General features: G+C 65.4%; 8 protein-coding genes and 3 rRNA genes. 2 read left to right on the top strand and 9 right to left on the bottom strand.

Going from position 1 to position 15,978, the window contains the following annotated elements; genetic code table 11:
* The 7 genes from AC3CH1_RS31685 to AC3CH1_RS31655 all read right to left on the bottom strand — a co-directional run bounded on the left by AC3CH1_RS31685 (window position 1) and on the right by AC3CH1_RS31655 (window position 9,869).
* Window positions 1-333: a small basic family protein gene (locus tag AC3CH1_RS31685; RefSeq protein WP_003970459.1), complete on the bottom strand. Its 333-nt coding sequence runs from the start codon at window positions 331-333 to the stop codon at window positions 1-3.
* Window positions 330-1,244: a DUF881 domain-containing protein gene (locus tag AC3CH1_RS31680; protein WP_488465998.1), complete on the bottom strand. Its 915-nt coding sequence runs from the start codon at window positions 1,242-1,244 to the stop codon at window positions 330-332. Before AC3CH1_RS31680 ends, AC3CH1_RS31685 begins: the two co-directional genes overlap by 4 nt.
* A 97-nt stretch (window positions 1,245-1,341) precedes the next feature.
* Window positions 1,342-3,837: a sugar phosphate nucleotidyltransferase gene (locus tag AC3CH1_RS31675; RefSeq protein ID WP_488465997.1), complete on the bottom strand. Its 2,496-nt coding sequence runs from the start codon at window positions 3,835-3,837 to the stop codon at window positions 1,342-1,344.
* A gap of 109 nt (window positions 3,838-3,946) precedes the next feature.
* Window positions 3,947-4,555: a cardiolipin synthase ClsA gene (gene clsA, locus AC3CH1_RS31670; protein WP_488465996.1), complete on the bottom strand. Its 609-nt coding sequence runs from the start codon at window positions 4,553-4,555 to the stop codon at window positions 3,947-3,949.
* Window positions 4,556-4,716: 161 nt separating this feature from the next.
* Window positions 4,717-4,833 (bottom strand): 5S ribosomal RNA (gene rrf, locus AC3CH1_RS31665).
* A gap of 79 nt (window positions 4,834-4,912) precedes the next feature.
* A 23S ribosomal RNA gene (locus tag AC3CH1_RS31660) occupies window positions 4,913-8,038 on the bottom strand.
* A 305-nt stretch (window positions 8,039-8,343) separates the two neighbouring features.
* Window positions 8,344-9,869, bottom strand: a 16S ribosomal RNA gene (locus tag AC3CH1_RS31655).
* The 16S, 23S and 5S rRNA genes sit together here, the layout of an rRNA operon.
* A gap of 712 nt (window positions 9,870-10,581) precedes the next feature.
* Here AC3CH1_RS31655 and AC3CH1_RS31650 point away from each other — a divergent pair.
* Together AC3CH1_RS31650 and ptsP are read left to right on the top strand one after the other, a co-directional pair.
* Entirely contained in the window at window positions 10,582-11,031 is a 450-nt protein-coding gene (locus tag AC3CH1_RS31650; RefSeq protein WP_018960637.1) for a PTS sugar transporter subunit IIA, read from the top strand.
* Between the two features lie 76 nt (window positions 11,032-11,107).
* Window positions 11,108-12,775 (top strand): phosphoenolpyruvate--protein phosphotransferase, encoded by a 1,668-nt coding sequence (ptsP, locus tag AC3CH1_RS31645; protein WP_488465995.1) that lies wholly within the window; start codon window positions 11,108-11,110, stop codon window positions 12,773-12,775.
* A gap of 75 nt (window positions 12,776-12,850) precedes the next feature.
* Here ptsP and AC3CH1_RS31640 read toward each other — a convergent pair whose 3' ends face one another.
* The gene (locus AC3CH1_RS31640; protein ID WP_488465994.1) at window positions 12,851-13,774 is read right to left on the bottom strand and encodes a hypothetical protein; all 924 of its coding nucleotides are present in this window, start codon (window positions 13,772-13,774) and stop codon (window positions 12,851-12,853) included.
* A 63-nt stretch (window positions 13,775-13,837) separates the two neighbouring features.
* On the bottom strand, window positions 13,838-15,817 hold the full coding sequence (locus AC3CH1_RS31635) for an acetoacetate--CoA ligase (RefSeq protein WP_488465993.1): 1,980 nt from the start codon (window positions 15,815-15,817) through the stop codon (window positions 13,838-13,840).
* Window positions 15,818-15,978: the final 161 nt, after the last annotated feature.

Here is a 15,978-nt window from a genome sequence, read left to right as displayed (position 1 = left end):
TCAAGCCCGGAAGACGTGTCGGCGGATCGCGGCGGCGTTGGAGAAGATCCGAATGCCCAGCACGACCACCACACCGGTGGAGAGTTGGGCGCCGACACCCAGTTTGTCGCCGAGGAAGACGATCAGCGCGGCCACCACGACGTTCGAGAGGAAGGAGACCACGAAGACCTTGTCGACGAAGATGCCGTCGAGCATGGCCCGCAGACCGCCGAAGACGGCGTCGAGCGCGGCGACCACCGCGATCGGCAGATAGGGCTCGACCACCGCCGGCACCTCGGGCCGGACCAACAGTCCGACCACGACTCCCACGACGAGGCCCAGTACGGCGATCACGATGTGCCCTTCCCTGTGTCTGCCGCACCACTGCCGGCGGCCTTCGGCTCTGCTGTGCGGACGATCAGGCTCGGCGCGGCCGGAAGCCGCACCTCCGCCTGGTCGGAGATGCTGGTGCGGATGTCGAAGCTCTCCTTGAGCGCCTGAAGGTACTGGCCGTCGGCGCTGTCCTGGAAGGCGGTCGCGAGCTTCTTGCCGTCCCCCACCGCGAGCACCGTGTACGGCGGTACGAGCGGTCTGTTGTCGACCAGTATGGCGTCGCCGGCGGCCCGGATGGCCGACAGGGCCGTCAGCCTTTGCCCGTTGATGGCGATCGCCTCGGCCCCGGATTCCCACAGGCCGTTGACGACCCGCTGCATGTCCCGGTCGCGCATCCGCCCGGTGTCGGCGAAGCCCGTCGACTCGCGGGGGCCGCCACCGCCCTGGTCAGTGTCCTTCGCGTCATCGACGACCAGTTTCACGCCGGGGCCCTCGACCGGCGTCGCTCCGGCCAACAGCGCCACCAGCTGCCCCTGGTCCCCACCGTGCTGCTCGAGCGCCTTGCGCTGACGTTCGCTCACATCGCGGCGGAGCGCGTCGACGTCGGACTCCAACGTGTCCGCGGCCTCTGTCTCCGCGTCGATGCGGTCGATCAGCTCCTCGCGCTCCTTGGCCACGACCGGCGCGGAGATCCGCGCCTCGGCGGCGCCGAGGGTGACCACCAGGGCGGCCACCACCAGTCCGGCGGCCAGGCCGAGCTTCGACTTGAGCGTACGGGGCAGGCCGGCGCTCCCGTCGGCCCTGCGCCGTGCGGAGGCCTCCGCGTACCCGTCGTCGAGGCTGTGGTCCATCACGTTGTTCAGCAGCGACATGGAGGCGTCGGGGCGTGCGGGCGGTGGGGCGGTGCTCCGATCGGGGGACTGCTGCGACATGCCGCACATCGTCGCACGTCATCGCGGCTGCCGCCGAATGGCCCCACCGGTGCGCCGCGACCCCCTGCCCGGGGCGTCGCGGCGCACCGCAGGCGCGTCAGTCCCCGGCGCTGTCCACCACCGCGGCCCACTCGTCGAGCAGTGCCTGGGCCGAGGCGTCGTCCGGGCCTTCGGCCCACAGATGGGTGACGGCCTCCGCCCGGTCGGGCAGGACCATGATCCACCGGCCGTCCGCCTCGACCACACGGACCCCGTCCGTGGTGTCCACGCTGCGGTTCCCGGCCGCTTCGACGACCCGGCGCATGACGAGCCCCTTGACGGCCCACGGGGTCGCCAGGTCGCGGCGCAGGACATGCGCCCGGGGAATCCGGGCGTCGATCTGGCTCAGCGTGAGCTGGGTGCGCGCGACGAGCCCGATAAGCCGGACGAAGGCGGCGCTCCCGTCGAACACGCTGCTGAATTCGGGAACGATGAACCCGCCGCGCCCGTCTCCTCCGAAGATGGTGTCCTCTTCACGGCCCACCCGGGTCAGATCGTCGGGCGAGGTGGTCGTCCACTCCACCTGGGTGCCGTGGTAGGCCGCCACCTGCTCGGCGACGCGCGTGGTCGTCACGGGCAGGGCGACACGACCGCTGCGCCGCTCGGCGGCGACGAGATCCAGGAGGACCAGCAGGGCCCTGTCGTCCTCGATGATCCGGCCCAGTTCGTCGACGAGGGAGAGCCTCTCGCCCACCGGGTCGAACCGCACTCCGAAGGCCGCCCGTGCGGAGGACACGATCTCCCCGAGCCGCACGAGACCGGCCCGCCGGGTGTCGGCCGACTCGGTGGGCCGCGCCTCGTCGAGGCCGGGGTTGATCGTCAGCGCGTCCACGCCGAGCCGCCCGAGCAGGCTGGGCAGGACGAGCCCGGCGCTGCCGTTGGAGGCGTCGACGACGACCTTGAGTCCGGAGTCCGCGATGCCGGTGACGTCGACGTTCCGCAGGAGGGACCCGGTGTACGAGTCGAACACGCTGGACGGGAAGTGCAGGTCCCCGATCTCGCCGGGGAAGGCCCTGCGGTACTCCTGGCGTGCGTAGACCCGGTCGAGCTTGCGCTGCTGCGCCTGCGAGAGGTCCGCGCCCCGCTCGTCGATGAACATGATGTCCACCGAGTCGGGCACCCCGGGCGACGTACGGATCATGATGCCGCCGGCGCTGCCCCGGGCGGTCTGCTGACGCGCCACGGGCAGGGGGACGTTCTCCAGGTCCCGGACGTCGATGGCGCTGGCCTGGAGGGCCGAGATGACGGCCCGCTTGAGGGCGCGGGCGCCTCGGGAGTGGTCACGTGCGGTCGTGACCGTCGACCCCTTCTTGAGGGTCGTGGCGTAGGCGCCGGCCAGCCGTACGGCGAGTTCGGGGGTGATCTCGACGTTGAGGATTCCGGAGACCCCGCGCGCCCCGAAGAGGTGCGCCTGCCCTCGGGACTCCCAGATCACCGAGGTGTTGACGAACGCGCCGGCCTCGATCGTCTTGAACGGGTACACCCGGACGTTGCCCTGGATGATCGACTCCTCGCCGACCAGGCATTCGTCCCCGATGACGGCCCCGTCCTCGATCCGGGCCGCGCGCATGATGTCGGTGTTCTTGCCGACCACGCAGCCCCGGAGGTTGCTGTGCTGTCCGATGTAGACGTTGTCGTGCACCACGGCCCTGTGGAGGAAGGCGCCCGTCTTGACGACGACGTTCGACCCCACGACCGTGTGTTCGCGGATCTCGACGTCCGCCTCGACCTTGGCGTAGTCGCCGATGTACAGCGGTCCGCGCAGCACGGCGTCGGGGTGGACCTCGGCCCCTTCGGCGACCCACACGCCGGGCGAGATCTCGAAGCCGTCGAGCTCCACGTCGACCTTGCGCTCCAGGACGTCCGCCTGGGCCTTCACATAGCTTTCGTGGGTGCCCACGTCTTCCCAGTAGCCCTCGGCGATATAGCCGTAGATGGGCTTGCCCTCCTTCATCAGCTGAGGGAAGACGTCACCGGACCAGTCGACCGAGGTGTCGGCCTGGACGTAGTCGAATACTTCGGGCTCCATGACGTAGATGCCCGTGTTCACGGTGTCCGAGAAGACCTGTCCCCAGGTCGGCTTCTCCAGGAACCGTTCGACCTGGCCGTTCTCGTCCACGATGGTGATCCCGAATTCCAGGGGATTGGGAACCCTGGTCAGGCAGACCGTGACGAGCCCGCCCTTCTCCTTGTGGAACGCGATGAGGTCGGTGAGGTCGAAGTCGGTGAGCGCGTCACCGGAAATGACGAGGAAGGTGTCGTCCTTCAACGCCTCTTCCGCGTTCTTCACGCTGCCCGCGGTGCCGAGTGGCTTCTCCTCGTTGGCATAGGTGAGCTCCATCCCGAGCTCTTCGCCGTCCCCGAAATAATTCTTGACGAGGGAGGCGAGGAACTGGACGGTCACTACGGTTTCGCTGAGCCCATGCCGCTTGAGTAGCCGCAGGACGTGCTCCATGATCGGCCTGTTGGCCACGGGCAGGAGCGGCTTGGGCATGCTCGAGGTCATGGGGCGAAGGCGTGTGCCTTCGCCGCCAGCCATCACGACGGCCTTCATGTCGGAAACGTCCTCCTAGAAGAGACGACGGTCGGCCGAGTTCGCCCGTCGGGGCATCTTTGACATCTGCCGCGGGCCGGCCACACTGCGCGGCACCGCTTCAACGAGCTCAATCGGCTACTGCGTCCGCCTTCACGATCCGGCGGACCTGAACCACATAGAGGATTCCTGCCCACCAGTAGAGCGTTGTACCCCATCCTGCGAACGCCCATCCGAAAACGGCGGCCAGTGTGGCCAGCCAACCACTCCCGTCGCTGAGCAGCAACAAGGGGAACGCGTACATCAGGTTGAAGGTTGCAGCTTTTCCGAGAAAGTTGACCTGCGGAGGCGGATACCCGTGGCGTCGCAGGATGGCCACCATCACCAGGAGCATCAGTTCCCGGGCGAGAAGCGCCGCGGTGACCCACAGCGGCAGGATCTCACGCCAGGTGAGGCCGACAAGGGTGGAGAGGATGTAGAGACGGTCGGCCGCCGGGTCCAGGAGCCGGCCGAGGCGGCTGATCTGGTTCCACTTGCGGGCCAGCTTCCCGTCGAGGTAGTCGCTGATGCCGCTGAGCATCAGCACCAGGAGCGCCCAGTTGTCGCTGTTGGGCCCTCCGAACACGGGGCGAAGAATCAGCCACAGGAAGAGCGGTACCCCGACGAGGCGAGCCATGCTGAGGATGTTGGGGATGGTGAGGACCCGGTCCGTCTGGACCCGAGTCTCCTGGACCTCCACCCGGGGGCCTCCTGTGAAGAATGTGCCAATGATGCCCCCTGACCCTACCCTCAGCTTCCCCCGCCCAGTGCACGGGGGTGGAGGTCGAACAAGGCACGCCCTAGGTCCTGGAACGCAGAAAAGCCCCGCACCAAAAGGTGCGGGGCTTTCCCGGAAAAATTGTTCGGCGGCGTCCTACTCTCCCACAGGGTCCCCCCTGCAGTACCATCGGCGCTGAAAGGCTTAGCTTCCGGGTTCGGAATGTAACCGGGCGTTTCCCTAACGCAATGACCACCGAAACACTATGAAATTAACCAACACCGGATGAAAACACGGCCGTTCGTTATTTCAGAACCAACACAGTGGACGCGAGCAACTGAGGACAAGCCCTCGGCCTATTAGTACCAGTCAGCTCCACCCGTTGCCGGGCTTCCACATCTGGCCTATCAACCCAGTCGTCTACTGGGAGCCTTAACCCTTCAAGAGGGTGGGAATACTCATCTCGAAGCAGGCTTCCCGCTTAGATGCTTTCAGCGGTTATCCTTTCCGAACGTAGCCAACCAGCCATGCCCTTGGCAGGACAACTGGCACACCAGAGGTTCGTCCGTCCCGGTCCTCTCGTACTAGGGACAGCCCTTCTCAATATTCCTGCGCGCGCAGCGGATAGGGACCGAACTGTCTCACGACGTTCTAAACCCAGCTCGCGTACCGCTTTAATGGGCGAACAGCCCAACCCTTGGGACCGACTCCAGCCCCAGGATGCGACGAGCCGACATCGAGGTGCCAAACCATCCCGTCGATATGGACTCTTGGGGAAGATCAGCCTGTTATCCCCGGGGTACCTTTTATCCGTTGAGCGACAGCGCTTCCACAAGCCACTGCCGGATCACTAGTCCCGACTTTCGTCCCTGCTCGACCCGTCGGTCTCACAGTCAAGCTCCCTTGTGCACTTACACTCAACACCTGATTGCCAACCAGGCTGAGGGAACCTTTGGGCGCCTCCGTTACTCTTTAGGAGGCAACCGCCCCAGTTAAACTACCCATCAGACACTGTCCCTGATCCGGATCACGGACCCAGGTTAGACATCCAGCACGACCAGAGTGGTATTTCAACGACGACTCCACAACCACTGGCGTGGCCGCTTCAAAGTCTCCCACCTATCCTACACAAGCCGAACCGAACACCAATATCAAACTATAGTAAAGGTCCCGGGGTCTTTCCGTCCTGCTGCGCGAAACGAGCATCTTTACTCGTAGTGCAATTTCACCGGGCCTATGGTTGAGACAGTCGAGAAGTCGTTACGCCATTCGTGCAGGTCGGAACTTACCCGACAAGGAATTTCGCTACCTTAGGATGGTTATAGTTACCACCGCCGTTTACTGGCGCTTAAGTTCTCAGCTTCGCCACCCCGAAAGGCAGCTAACCGGTCCCCTTAACGTTCCAGCACCGGGCAGGCGTCAGTCCGTATACATCGCCTTACGGCTTCGCACGGACCTGTGTTTTTAGTAAACAGTCGCTTCTCGCTGGTCTCTGCGGCCACCCCCAGCTCAAGCAGCAAGTGCTATCACCAGTGATGGCCCCCCTTCTCCCGAAGTTACGGGGGCATTTTGCCGAGTTCCTTAACCATAGTTCACCCGAACGCCTCGGTATTCTCTACCTGACCACCTGAGTCGGTTTAGGGTACGGGCCGCCATGAAACTCGCTAGAGGCTTTTCTCGACAGCATAGGATCATCCACTTCACCACAATCGGCTCGGCATCAGGTCTCACCCTTATATGTGTGACGGATTTACCTACCACACGGGCTACACCCTTACCCCGGGACAACCACCGCCCGGGCTGGACTACCTTCCTGCGTCACCCCATCGCTTACCTACTACAAGTCTGGTTCATCGGCTCCACCACTACCCTCAACTCCGAAGAGATCGGGCCGGCTTCACGGACTTAGCATCGCCTGATTCAGTACTGGGCGTTTCAAAGCGGGTACCGGAATATCAACCGGTTGTCCATCGACTACGCCTGTCGGCCTCGCCTTAGGTCCCGACTTACCCTGGGCAGATCAGCTTGACCCAGGAACCCTTAGTCAATCGGCGCACACGTTTCTCACGTGTGTATCGCTACTCATGCCTGCATTCTCACTCGTGAACCGTCCACAACTCGCTTCCGCGGCTGCTTCACCCGGCACACGACGCTCCCCTACCCATCCATACGGGCGTTGGCCCTATGTGTATGAATGACACGACTTCGGCGGTACGCTTGAGCCCCGCTACATTGTCGGCGCGGAATCACTTGACCAGTGAGCTATTACGCACTCTTTCAAGGGTGGCTGCTTCTAAGCCAACCTCCTGGTTGTCTCTGCGACTCCACATCCTTTCCCACTTAGCGTACGCTTAGGGGCCTTAGTCGATGCTCTGGGCTGTTTCCCTCTCGACCATGGAGCTTATCCCCCACAGTCTCACTGCCGCGCTCTCACTTACCGGCATTCGGAGTTTGGCTAAGGTCAGTAACCCGGTAGGGCCCATCGCCTATCCAGTGCTCTACCTCCGGCAAGAAACACACGACGCTGCACCTAAATGCATTTCGGGGAGAACCAGCTATCACGGAGTTTGATTGGCCTTTCACCCCTAACCACAGGTCATCCCCCAGGTTTTCAACCCTGGTGGGTTCGGTCCTCCACGAAGTCTTACCTCCGCTTCAACCTGCCCATGGCTAGATCACTCCGCTTCGGGTCTAGAGCGTGCAACTCAATCGCCCTATTCGGACTCGCTTTCGCTACGGCTTCCCCACACGGGTTAACCTCGCTACACACCGCTAACTCGCAGGCTCATTCTTCAAAAGGCACGCAGTCACGACTGCATGTGCAAGCACATACAGCGACGCTCCCACGGCTTGTAGGCACACGGTTTCAGGTACTATTTCACTCCGCTCCCGCGGTACTTTTCACCATTCCCTCACGGTACTATCCGCTATCGGTCACCAGGGAATATTTAGGCTTAGCGGGTGGTCCCGCCAGATTCACACGGGATTTCTCGGGCCCCGTGCTACTTGGGTGTCTCTCAAACGAGCCGTTGATGTTTCAGCTACGGGGGTCTTACCCTCTACGCCGGACCTTTCGCATGTCCTTCGCCTACATCAACGGTTTCTGACTCGTCTCACAGCCGGCAGACTATGAAAGAGAGATCCCACAACCCCGCATGCGCAACCCCTGCCGGGTATCACACGCATACGGTTTGGCCTCATCCAGTTTCGCTCGCCACTACTCCCGGAATCACGGTTGTTTTCTCTTCCTGAGGGTACTGAGATGTTTCACTTCCCCTCGTTCCCTCCACACTGCCTATGTGTTCAGCAGCGGGTGACAGCCCATGACGACTGCCGGGTTTCCCCATTCGGAAACCCCCGGATCAAAGCTTGGTTGACAGCTCCCCGGGGACTATCGTGGCCTCCCACGTCCTTCATCGGTTCCTGGTGCCAAGGCATCCACCGTGCGCCCTTAAAAACTTGGCCACAGATGCTCGCGTCCACTGTGCAGTTCTCAAACAACGACCAGCCACCCATCACCCCACCCATACAGGCGAGTTCACTGGGGCCGGCAACCGAAGGACAGACTCAAACGAGCCCGTACCCTCAGACACCCAACAACGTGCCCGACACAATCAACCCGTTCCCGTTTTCCACGCCGAAGCAGTACTCACGAAACCGTGCTCATCATGCCGAATAGTCAACGTTCCACCCATGAGCAACCAGCACCGAACATTCGCCGGTGTACTGGCCTCTGACCAGACCGAAGCCCGGTAAGAAGTGCTCCTTAGAAAGGAGGTGATCCAGCCGCACCTTCCGGTACGGCTACCTTGTTACGACTTCGTCCCAATCGCCAGTCCCACCTTCGACAGCTCCCTCCCACAAGGGGTTGGGCCACCGGCTTCGGGTGTTACCGACTTTCGTGACGTGACGGGCGGTGTGTACAAGGCCCGGGAACGTATTCACCGCAGCAATGCTGATCTGCGATTACTAGCAACTCCGACTTCATGGGGTCGAGTTGCAGACCCCAATCCGAACTGAGACCGGCTTTTTGAGATTCGCTCCGCCTCGCGGCATCGCAGCTCATTGTACCGGCCATTGTAGCACGTGTGCAGCCCAAGACATAAGGGGCATGATGACTTGACGTCGTCCCCACCTTCCTCCGAGTTGACCCCGGCAGTCTCCTGTGAGTCCCCATCACCCCGAAGGGCATGCTGGCAACACAGAACAAGGGTTGCGCTCGTTGCGGGACTTAACCCAACATCTCACGACACGAGCTGACGACAGCCATGCACCACCTGTATACCGACCACAAGGGGGGCACCATCTCTGATGCTTTCCGGTATATGTCAAGCCTTGGTAAGGTTCTTCGCGTTGCGTCGAATTAAGCCACATGCTCCGCTGCTTGTGCGGGCCCCCGTCAATTCCTTTGAGTTTTAGCCTTGCGGCCGTACTCCCCAGGCGGGGAACTTAATGCGTTAGCTGCGGCACCGACGACGTGGAATGTCGCCAACACCTAGTTCCCAACGTTTACGGCGTGGACTACCAGGGTATCTAATCCTGTTCGCTCCCCACGCTTTCGCTCCTCAGCGTCAGTAATGGCCCAGAGATCCGCCTTCGCCACCGGTGTTCCTCCTGATATCTGCGCATTTCACCGCTACACCAGGAATTCCGATCTCCCCTACCACACTCTAGCTAGCCCGTATCGAATGCAGACCCGGGGTTAAGCCCCGGGCTTTCACATCCGACGTGACAAGCCGCCTACGAGCTCTTTACGCCCAATAATTCCGGACAACGCTTGCGCCCTACGTATTACCGCGGCTGCTGGCACGTAGTTAGCCGGCGCTTCTTCTGCAGGTACCGTCACTTTCGCTTCTTCCCTGCTGAAAGAGGTTTACAACCCGAAGGCCGTCATCCCTCACGCGGCGTCGCTGCATCAGGCTTTCGCCCATTGTGCAATATTCCCCACTGCTGCCTCCCGTAGGAGTCTGGGCCGTGTCTCAGTCCCAGTGTGGCCGGTCGCCCTCTCAGGCCGGCTACCCGTCGTCGCCTTGGTAGGCCATTACCCCACCAACAAGCTGATAGGCCGCGGGCTCATCCTTCACCGCCGGAGCTTTTAACCCCGTCCCATGCGGGACAGAGTGTTATCCGGTATTAGACCCCGTTTCCAGGGCTTGTCCCAGAGTGAAGGGCAGATTGCCCACGTGTTACTCACCCGTTCGCCACTAATCCACCCCGAAAGGCTTCATCGTTCGACTTGCATGTGTTAAGCACGCCGCCAGCGTTCGTCCTGAGCCAGGATCAAACTCTCCGTGAATGTTTACCCGTAATCGGGTGCACACATCACGAGAGCGGAACAACCGGTCGGAATAAGACCCGTTGTTCACAACGTCCTCGCTGTGTCATTGCCTACCGGCCACCGAAGTGGACCCGTAGGACTTTCAAAGGAACCACCAACCTGCCGAAGCAGGCCGGGGTATCAACATATCTGGCGTTGACTTTTGGCACGCTGTTGAGTTCTCAAGGAACGGACGCTTCCTTCGGTCCCGTTTCACCGGGGCCCTCCGGGCGCTTCCCTTCGTTTACTTCTTTGTCTTGCTGTCCTGCTGCCTTGCGTTTCCGACTCTATCAGACTCTTTCGTGTCCGATTCCCGGTCAAGCGGGTCTCGCTTTTCGCTTCCAGGTAATTCGCTTTCGCGTTTCCCTTTCGGCGAGTCCGACTCTATCAGGCCTTTCCTGTCCCTCTGACCACGTCCTGCGGGCATGCCGAAGGAGGGTTGAAGGTTAGGATCTGGGCTTGAAGGTCGCCGCCGACCCCCGACTCAAAGTCGCGTTGGGGTCAGGCAGGAGTACGACAGTACAGGCCGCCGGGGACCGAGGCAAATCGTTTCTGGTGCGCCCCTAGGTCCGCCAAGCGGTAGGTCTCGGGCGGAACCGGGACTTCATATGACTTACTCTGCTGAGCAGTACGCCGTCCCCCATCAGTCGCGGCGGCGACATCTGAATCTCCACCCCCTGGGAGGCTCCCCATGACCAACGTGACGTCCCCTCTTGCTGGACGCGCCATCGGACTCGCCGCGGTTCCCGACCCGGTCTTCTCGGGCGCGATGGTCGGTCCCGGCACCGCCATCGACCCCGTACGTGAGCCCTCCGAGGCTGTGTCCCCGGTCGACGGCATCGTCGTCTCCCTGCACCCCCACGCGTTCGTCGTGGTCGACGCGGACGGGCACGGAGTCCTGACGCACCTCGGCATCGACACCGTCCAGCTCAACGGCGAGGGCTTCGAGCTCCTCGTGAACAAGGGGGACACGGTGACCCGGGGCCAGAGCATCGTGCGCTGGGACCCGGTCGCCGTCGAGGCCGCCGGCAAGTCACCCATCTGCCCGATCGTGGCCCTGGAGGCCACCGCCGAGTCGCTCTCCGATGTCCGTGAGGACGGGGACGTGAAGGTCGGCGACCCGCTTTTCGGCTGGCAGTGACGCCTCGGGCGCAGTGACCAGCCAGTTGCACAACCACCGCGGTGACTCGGTCGCCGCACAACCGGAGACGGGTGAAATGGAGACAACGCTGCGAGGCGTCGGCGTGAGCCACGGTGTGGCCATCGGCGAGGTTCGGCACATGGGTACGGCGGTGCTGGAGCCGCCCGCCAAATCGATTCCCGCCGAGGAGGCCGGTCGCGAACAGGGGCGCGCCAGGCAGGCGGTGGAAGCGGTCGCCGCCGATCTGATCGCGCGCGGCAACCTGGCCGGCGGCGAGGCACAGCACGTGCTCGAGGCGCAGGCCATGATGGCGCAGGACCCCGAGCTGATGTCCGACGTCGATCGGCGGATCGCCGTGGGCAGCACCGCCGAGCGTGCGGTGTACGACGCGTTCGCCGCGTACCGGGCGCTGCTCGCCAATGCCGGGGAGTACCTGGCGGGGCGGGTCGCGGACCTGGACGACGTGCGGAACCGGATCGTGGCGCGGCTGCTCGGCGTGCCGATGCCGGGCGTGCCGGACAGCGACGAGCCGTATGTGCTGATCGCGCGCGACCTCGCGCCGGCCGACACCGCGCTCCTCGACCCGACGCTGGTGCTCGGCTTCGTCACCGAGGAGGGCGGGCCGACCAGCCACAGCGCGATCCTGGCGCGGGCGCTCGGCGTTCCCGCCGTGGTGGCACTGCCCGGCGCCGGTGAGCTGGCCGAGGGCACCGTCGTCGCGGTGGACGGCAGCACGGGCGAGATCTTCGTCGACCCGAGCGACGAGAAGCGCGCCGAGCTGGAGAGTGCCGCCGCCGCTCGCCGGGCGGCGCTGTCCGCCTCGACCGGTCCCGGCGCCACGTCGGACGGGCACAAGGTGCCCCTGCTCGCCAATGTCGGCGGTCCGGGCGACGTGCCCGCGGCGGTCGAGGCGGGGGCGGAGGGCGTCGGGCTGTTCCGGACCGAGTTCCTGTTCCTGGACGACAGCAAGCAGGCTCCTTCCGAGGAGAAGCAGATCGCGGCCTATCGCGCGGTGCTGGAGGCGTTCCCCGAGGGGCGTGTCGTCGTGCGTGTGCTGGACGCCGGCGACAAGCCGCTGGACTTCCTGACGCCGGCCGACGAGCCGAACCCGGCGCTCGGCGTCCGTGGGCTGCGGAGCCTGCTGGACCACCCCGACGTGCTGCGTACCCAGCTGACCGCGCTGGCGAAGGCCGCCGAGGGGCTGCCGGTGTACCTGGAGGTCATGGCCCCCATGGTGGCCGACCGCATCGACGCCAAGGCGTTCGCGGACGCGTGCCGCGAGGCCGGGCTGCGGGCGAAGTTCGGTGCGATGGTGGAGATTCCGTCCGCCGCTCTGCGGGCGCGGTCGATCCTCCAGGAGGTGGAGTTCCTGTCGCTGGGCACCAACGACCTGGCGCAGTACACCTTCGCGGCCGACCGCCAGGTGGGCGCGGTGTCGCGGCTCCAGGACCCGTGGCAGCCGGCGCTGCTGGATCTCGTGGCGCTGTCCGCCGACGCGGCGCGTGCCGAGGGCAAGAGCTGTGGGGTGTGCGGTGAGGCGGCGGCGGATCCGCTGCTGGCGTGTGTGCTGACGGGTCTGGGTGTCACCTCCCTGTCGATGGGCGCCGCGTCCATTCCCTATGTGCGGGCCACGCTGGCCAAGTACACGCTGGCGCAGTGCGAGCGGGCGGCGAACGCCGCTCGTGCGGCGGACTCGGCCGACGAGGCGCGCAGCGCCGCTCAGGCTGTGCTGTCCGGCGAGTAGCCGGGAATCCGCAGGTCGAGGAGGGGCTTTCCGCCGGGTGGCGGGAAGCCCCTCCTGCTGTGTGGTCGTGGTGGGTCAGCGGTGGGGCTCAGCCGGGTCGGCTCCGATGTCGAATCCCGCGCAGTACTCCACGCCGGATTCCGGGGAGACGGGCTCTCCGGTGTCCGCGTCGGTGCAGTAGGCGTTGAAGACCTCGCCCGCGGTGAGCGGGGCGAGGGCTCCGTGGGCCAGGCGCCAGCCGTGGACGCGGTCCGGGCTGTCGGGGGCGCTGGTGCGCAGAACGACTCCCCCGCGCGATTCCAGGGCGATGGCCACCGCGAGGACGGTGGCGAACTCCGCGCCCTCCGAGCTGTCGAGGCGGGCCGGTCCCGCGGTGTCGCGGTGGGTGTGCAGCATGGCCAGGAGCTGGTCGCTGTCCGTCGGGGTGCTGCACACCAGGTGGTGGGTGCCCGGTCCCGCCGCTTCCAGTAGGCGCGTGAGGAGGTGCGAGGCGCGGTCGAAGGCCGCGCGTCCGATGTCCTGGCCGCAGTCGGCGCAGGTGCCGAGGTCGGCGAGGAGGAGGGTGGCGTACTCCCAGGTGGCCTGGCGGACCGCTCGGGAGACGAGGACGGGGATGAGGTCGCTCAGGCGTTGGCCGGTGTAGGCGACCGTGGCTCCGGCGGCGGCGATCTCCGCGGTGAAGCGGCTGCGGCTGGCTCCGGTGTCGGCGTCGAGGCCCGATTCGGCACAGAACTCCGCGTAGTCCTCCGGGTCGAAGAGGGCGACGGTGGTGTGCACGCCTTGGGCCGCGAGTGCTTTGAGCAGGCCTTCGACCTGCTGGAGATAGACGGTGTGGTCGTCGAAGGCGAAGGTGCGGTAGCGCCGCATGGCCGCGAAGTCCTGTGCGTCGGCGAGGAGGCCGATCGTGCTGGGTGCTTCGCGGCGCAAGGTGCGTCGCATGGTGGCGCTGTGCTTCGTGTGGTGGGTGGTGCTGTTCTCGGTGTGGCCGGTCTGCGCCATGTGTCCCCCTGTGCGCGGTGAATCCTTGCTCACTCAGCGTAATCAGGGGGACTGACAAGCGACCTAACGGCGGCGGTTCGCGGCCAGGGCGGCGTAGAAGTGCAGGAGGTCGACGTTGTCGACGGAGCCCGGGTTGACCGCCTTGGCCAGTTCGGTCCCCTGGAGGAGGCGCTTGACCGGGACCTCGATGCGCTTGCCGGTGAGGGTGTGCGGGATGGCGGGGACCTCGATGACCTCGTCCGGTACGTGGCGCGGGGAGAGGTTCTCGCGGATGGTCCGCTTGATCGCGTCGCGCAGGTCGTCGTCGAGGGTCGCGCCGTCGGCGAGGTGGACGAAGAGCGGCATCCAGTAGCCGCCGTCGGGTTCTTCGAGGCCGATGACGAGGGATTCGCGGATCTCGGGGAGCCGTTCGACGGCCTCGTAGATGTCGGCGGAGCCCATGCGGACACCCTGGCGGTTCAGGGTGGAGTCGGAGCGGCCGTGGATGATCACCGAGCCGTGGTCGGTGAGGGTGATCCAGTCCCCGTGGCGCCAGACGCCGGGGTACGTGTCGAAGTAGCTGTCGTGGTAGCGGCTGCCGTCGGGGTCGTTCCAGAAGCGGATCGGCATGGACGGGAGGGGGTTGGTGACGACGAGTTCGCCGACCTCGCCGATGAGGGGTTTGCCGGCCGGGTCCCAGGACTGGAGGTCGGTGCCGAGGCAGGGGGCCTGGAGCTCGCCGATGTGGACGGGGAGGGTGGGGACGGCTCCGGCGAAGCAGCTGCAGACGTCGGTGCCGCCGCTGACGGAGGCGATCCAGAGGTCTTCGGCGACCTCGTCGTGGAGCCAGCGGAAGCCGTCGGGCGGGAGCGGGGAGCCGGTGGTGGCGACGCACTGGACCCGGGAGAGGTCGAAGTCTCGGCCGGGGTGGATGCCGGCCTTGCGGCAGGCCATGACGTACGCGGCGGAGGTGCCGTAGAGCGTCGCGCCGGTCTGTTCGGCGATCCGCCACTGCGCGCTGACGTCCGGATGGCCGGGGCTGCCGTCGTACAGGACGACGGTGGTGCCGGTGAGGAGGCCGGAGACGAGGAAGTTCCACATCATCCAGCCGGTGGAGGTGTACCAGAAGAAGCGGTCCTCGGGTCCGAGGTCGCAGTGCAGGCCGATCTGCTTGAAGTGTTCGAGCAGGATGCCGCCCTGGGACTGGACGATGGCCTTGGGCAGGCCGGTGGTGCCGGAGGAGTAGAGGACCCAGAGGGGGTGCTCGAAGGGGACCTGTTCGAAGACCGGTTCGGTGTCGGCGGAGGTGAGGGCGGCCCAGGCGAGCGCGCCTTCGGGGGCGTCGGTGCCGAGCAGCGGGATGTGGACGACGGCGCGCAGGGTGGGCAGTTCGCGGCGGAGTTCGGCGACGGTCTCGGTGCGGTCGTGTTCCTTGCCGCCGTAGCGGTAGCCGTCGACGGTGAACAGGACGACGGGTTCGATCTGCTGGAACCGGTCGAGGACGCTGCGGGCACCGAAGTCGGGGGCGCAGGAGGTCCAGATGCCGCCGACGGCGGCGGTCGCGAGGAAGGCGACGACGGCCTGCGGGATGTTGGGGAGGTAGCCGCTGACGCGGTCGCCCGGGGTGACGCCCAGCGCGCGGAGTTCGGCGGCGAGCGCGCCGACCTGGCGGCGGAGCTCGGCCCAGCTGACGGGGGTCTGGGTGTGGGTCTCGTCGACGTACAGCAGGGCGGGGGTGTCGGCGCGGGCCGGGTCCTCGGCGGTGCGCAGGGCGTGTTCGGCGTAGTTGAGGGTGGCGCCGGGGAACCAGGTGGCGCCGGGCATCGCACGGTCGCCGAGGACGCTCTCGTACGGCGTGGAGAAGCGGATGTCGAACCACTCGGCGACGGCCTGCCAGAAGGTGTCGAGTTCGTCGACGGACCAGCGGTGCAGGGCCGCGTATCCGCCCTCGGCCGGGGCGCCGTACCGGGTCGCGGCCCAGTTCTGGAAGCGGGTGACGGCCGCGGCCTCGATGCGGTCGGGGCCGGGCTGCCAGAGCGGGGCGTCGGGCGTGGCTGCGGTCATGAGGGCTGCTCCCTGGCTGTACGGGTACGCGGGGTGGGCGTGTCGGTGCCGCACGGGCCGGGATGTGCGCGTGAGCGGCTGACACGGACGATGCCATGTGATCGTCTTCGGCACCAGGGTGGCCCGGTGCGACGGGGGGTCCTGTTCGCGGGGCACGGTAT

Source organism: Streptomyces sp. MGP-P1, from assembly GCF_057766565.1.
Note: the sequence above shows the minus strand (reverse complement) of the source record. Positions and strands in the feature narration are given on the sequence as shown.

Coding starts and splice junctions, on each gene's coding strand:
- AC3CH1_RS31680 (WP_488465998.1), bottom strand. CDS start 1,244: ATGTCGCAGCAGTCCCCCGATCGGAGCACCGCCCCACCGCCCGCACGC.
- AC3CH1_RS31675 (WP_488465997.1), bottom strand. CDS start 3,837: ATGAAGGCCGTCGTGATGGCTGGCGGCGAAGGCACACGCCTTCGCCCC.
- AC3CH1_RS31650 (WP_018960637.1), top strand. CDS start 10,582: ATGACCAACGTGACGTCCCCTCTTGCTGGACGCGCCATCGGACTCGCC.
- ptsP (WP_488465995.1), top strand. CDS start 11,108: ATGGAGACAACGCTGCGAGGCGTCGGCGTGAGCCACGGTGTGGCCATC.
- AC3CH1_RS31640 (WP_488465994.1), bottom strand. CDS start 13,774: ATGGCGCAGACCGGCCACACCGAGAACAGCACCACCCACCACACGAAG.
- AC3CH1_RS31635 (WP_488465993.1), bottom strand. CDS start 15,817: ATGACCGCAGCCACGCCCGACGCCCCGCTCTGGCAGCCCGGCCCCGAC.